Below are 3997 nucleotides of genomic sequence, written 5' to 3' on the forward strand. Positions count from 1 at the left end.
CTGCTGTAAAACCGACAGGATGGCGCGAAGCCATCACGGTGACGGTGTTCAAAGTGCCCGGTGAAACCAACACCGACGACCTCTCGCCCGCGCCCCACGCCACCACCCGCCCCGACATTCCGCTCCACGCGACGGTGATGCTGGAAAGCCGCCAGCCCGGTTCTCTGGAAACGATTGCAGAACTGAAGAAAAAAGGACACCCCGTGGCCTACGTCGGGGACGTGGTGGGCACAGGGTCTTCTCGCAAATCCGCCACCAACTCCGTCCTCTGGCACATAGGCACAGACATCCCCTTTGTGCCCAACAAGCGCACGGGCGGCTACTGCCTGGGGGGTAAGATCGCGCCTATTTTCTTCAACACGATGGAAGACTCTGGCGCGTTGCCCATCGAGTGCGACGTGACGAAGATGGAAACGGGCGACGTGATCACCATCTATCCCTACAAGGGCGAAATCACCAATGAGGCGGGCGAGGTGATCTCCACCTTTACGCTCAAGCCCGATACCATTCTGGACGAGGTGCGGGCAGGCGGACGGATTCCCCTGCTCATTGGGCGATCGCTCACCGACAAAACCCGCATGGCCCTGGGGTTGCCCCCCAGCGATTTGTTCATCCGTCCGAAAATGCCCGCCGACACAGGCAAAGGCTTTACCCTGGCGCAAAAGATGGTGGGCAAGGCCTGCGGTCTTCCGGGCGTGCGCCCCGGTACGTCTTGCGAACCAATCATGACCACCGTTGGCTCTCAGGACACCACCGGCCCCATGACCCGCGACGAACTAAAGGAACTCGCCTGCCTGGGCTTCAGCGCCGACCTGGTGATGCAGAGCTTCTGCCACACCGCCGCCTATCCCAAACCCGTCGATATCAAAACCCACCACAGCCTGCCCGACTTCATCACCTCTCGCGGCGGCGTGTCCCTGCGTCCTGGCGACGGCATCATCCACTCCTGGCTAAACCGAATGCTGCTGCCAGATACCGTGGGTACGGGCGGCGACTCCCACACCCGCTTCCCATTGGGCATTTCCTTCCCGGCTGGCTCTGGGCTGGTGGCCTTCGCGGCTGCGCTGGGCGTAATGCCGCTGGACATGCCAGAGTCGGTGCTGGTGCGGTTTAAGGGCACGCTGCAACCGGGCGTAACACTGCGCGACGTGGTAAACGCGATTCCCTACGTTGCCATTCAGCAGGGCAAGCTGACGGTTGCAAAAGAAAACAAGAAGAATGTCTATTCCGGTCGCATCATCGAAATGGAGGGTCTGCCGGATCTGCAACTGGAGCAAGCCTTTGAACTGACGGACGCAACCGCCGAACGCTCCGCCGCAGGCTGCACCATCAAGCTAAGCGAGGCCACGGTGGCAGAATACCTGCGGTCCAATGTGGCGCTGCTGAAGAACATGGTGGCACGGGGCTATGGCGATGCCCGCACGATCCTCCGCCGCGTCCGCAAGATGGAGGCATGGCTGGCCAATCCCTCGCTGATGAGTGCTGACCCCGATGCAGAATACGCCGACATTATCGAGGTAGATCTGGATCAAATCAAGGAGCCGATTGTAGCCGCGCCCAACGACCCCGACAATATCAAGCTAATGTCGGAATGCGCGGGCGACCCGATTCACGAGGTCTTCATTGGCTCCTGCATGACCAATATCGGTCACTATCGCGCCGCGGCAAAGGTGCTGGAGGGCGCGGGCCCGGTGAAGGTGCGCCTGTGGATTGCCCCGCCCACCCGCATGGACGAGCAGCAGCTTCGCGAAGAGGGCTATTACGGCATCTTTGCCGCAGCGGGGGCCCGCACAGAGATGCCCGGCTGCTCGCTCTGCATGGGCAACCAGGCCCGCGTCGATGACGGCGTGACGGTGTTCTCCACTTCCACCCGCAACTTCAACAACCGCATGGGCAAAGGCGCACAGGTGTACCTGGGTTCGGCAGAATTGGCGGCAGTCTGCGCTCTGCTGGGTCGTATTCCGACCGTAGAAGAATACATGGAGATCGTGACGAAGAAGATCGACCCATTTGCCAGCGACCTCTATCGCTATCTCAACTTCGACCAGATTGTGGGATTTGAGGACGAGGGGCGGGTGATTCCCAAAGAGGAAGAAGCAAAGCTCGTTGCGTCGATCTGACGCTGATTGCGGCTGCGTTTCGCTTGAGCAACTTTCTCCAAGCTAGAGTTGGGGCAGGCAAGGCTTGCCCTAGCTTTTGGCTTTTTGGTGATTCTGCAAGCTGAAGAGAAACGGTTTTATACGCCCGATGAGTATCTGGAACGGGAGGTGGGTTCCGAGCTTCGGTATGAGTATATCAACGGGGTCATTGTTCCTATGACGGGTGGAACCCCGGAGCATAATGAAATGGTCAGCATTTTGAATGCTGCGTTGCGGGTGAGCCTGAAGGGGCAGCCCCACAGTATCTTTGCCTTTGACCAAAGACTCTGGATTCCCGATCGCCAACTGTATACGTAATACGTATCCAGATAATACGTATCCAGAAGTGATGGTGGTGCTGCGTCCGCTGGTTCGGCAGACTGGGCGAAATGACACGCTGACGAATCCGGTGATGATTGCTGAGGTGCTTTCAAAATCGACCAAAAGCTACGATCGGGACGAGAAATTTTTAGCCTATCGCACGATTCAGACCTTTCAGGAATACCTGCTGATTAATCAATACACACATCATGTTGAGCAGTATTCCAGAACAGATTCGTTTCGATGGGTGTTTACAGAATAAGACCGTGCAGAGGCCTGTATTTTGCTAGCGTCGATTCCCTTTGAGATTCGTTTAGCTGATTTGTACGAAGGGATTGAGTTGGAGGGTGATTAACCCGGCCACTGTTGCCACTACATACGCCCTCACCCTAAATCCCCCTAAATTCTCCTTAATAAGGGGGACTTTTTCCAGCAGCGGCTCGGTTCCCCCCTTCCTAAGGGGGGCTAGGGGGGATCTCCGAAAGCCTCGCACCCAATCCGATCCCCCTAAATCCCCCTTAGTAAGGGGGACTTTTTCCAGCAGCGGCCCGGTTCCCCCCTTATTAAGGGGGGCTAGGGGGGATCTCATGCCACGCCAACCTCGCCAACTCCGCCCTGGCTCTTGCCACCACGTCACCATTCGCTGCAACAACCGCGAGTTTCGCTTCACGAAGCCCGAATACCGCGAAGTGTTGCTCTACGCCATTCAGAAATGCCAAGACAAGTACGCCTTCAAGCTGTATGCCCTGTGCATCATGAGCAACCATGTGCATTATTTGCTGGAGCCACAGCAGCCCGAAGATCTGCCAAAAATCATGCACTGGCTGAACTGGTATAGCGCCATGTGCCTGAACCGGATGCTGAACCGCACCGGGCACTTCTGGGAGAAGCGCTATCACAGCACGGGGTTTCCGCTGAGCGACAAGCAGCGGGCGTTGAACACGCTGCGCTATATCCACGCCAACCCCAAAGCGGCGGGAATGCAGCAGGGATTTTTCTATGACTACAGCAACTACGGCAGCTACGACCGACTGACCGACGACGGGCTGACGCAGTGGCATCCGGCGTTTTTGGCATTGGGCAAAACGCTGGAGCTGTGTGCGGCGATCTATCGCCAGTTTTGCAAAAAATATAAGCCGAAGCCGAAGCCGGAGAAGCGGAACCCCTGGGGCAGCAAGCTGCTGGCGCAGATCAAGGCGCGGAGCAGGCTAAAGAAAAAGAGCAGCCCCGGACAAAAGAGCCTGTGGGACGACTGGGAAACCCCCGCAGCGGAGATCCGGCAGGTGGCGAAGAAGTTTGTGTTGGCCAATTGCTATGACCCGGAGGTGATGAAGCTCCAGTTTGAGGAAATAACGGACTCGACGTAGAAAAAACAGCAGGTGCCAGGTAACAGATTGCCAGGAGGTGGATTATGCGGTAAAAACAGGCTTGGTTACAAAACTTTAGAAAAGGCTGAAGCGCTTATCTGCTACAGTCTACAAGTCTTCGCGCGAGAGAAGAGAAACCCGGCTCAACACAAAACCCCACCACCACCACAC

Annotated in this window: 2 protein-coding genes and 1 pseudogene; all 3 read left to right on the plus strand. The window is 57.2% G+C overall.

Annotated features, from left to right (window positions below; translation table 11 throughout):
• A partial coding sequence (gene acnB, locus IGS51_RS21060; RefSeq protein ID WP_297080716.1) for a bifunctional aconitate hydratase 2/2-methylisocitrate dehydratase occupies positions 1–2120 on the plus strand: 2120 nt, incomplete at its 5' end.
• 90 nt (positions 2121–2210) lie between these two features.
• Positions 2211–2814, plus strand: a pseudogene (locus IGS51_RS21065) (Uma2 family endonuclease).
• A gap of 232 nt (positions 2815–3046) precedes the next feature.
• Entirely contained in the window at positions 3047–3826 is a 780-nt protein-coding gene (locus IGS51_RS21070; RefSeq protein ID WP_297080717.1) for a transposase, read from the plus strand.
• Positions 3827–3997 lie beyond the last annotated feature (171 nt).

This window comes from Thermoleptolyngbya sp. M55_K2018_002 (assembly GCF_015295965.1).
GTDB classification, from domain to species: domain Bacteria; phylum Cyanobacteriota; class Cyanobacteriia; order Elainellales; family Elainellaceae; genus Thermoleptolyngbya; species Thermoleptolyngbya sichuanensis.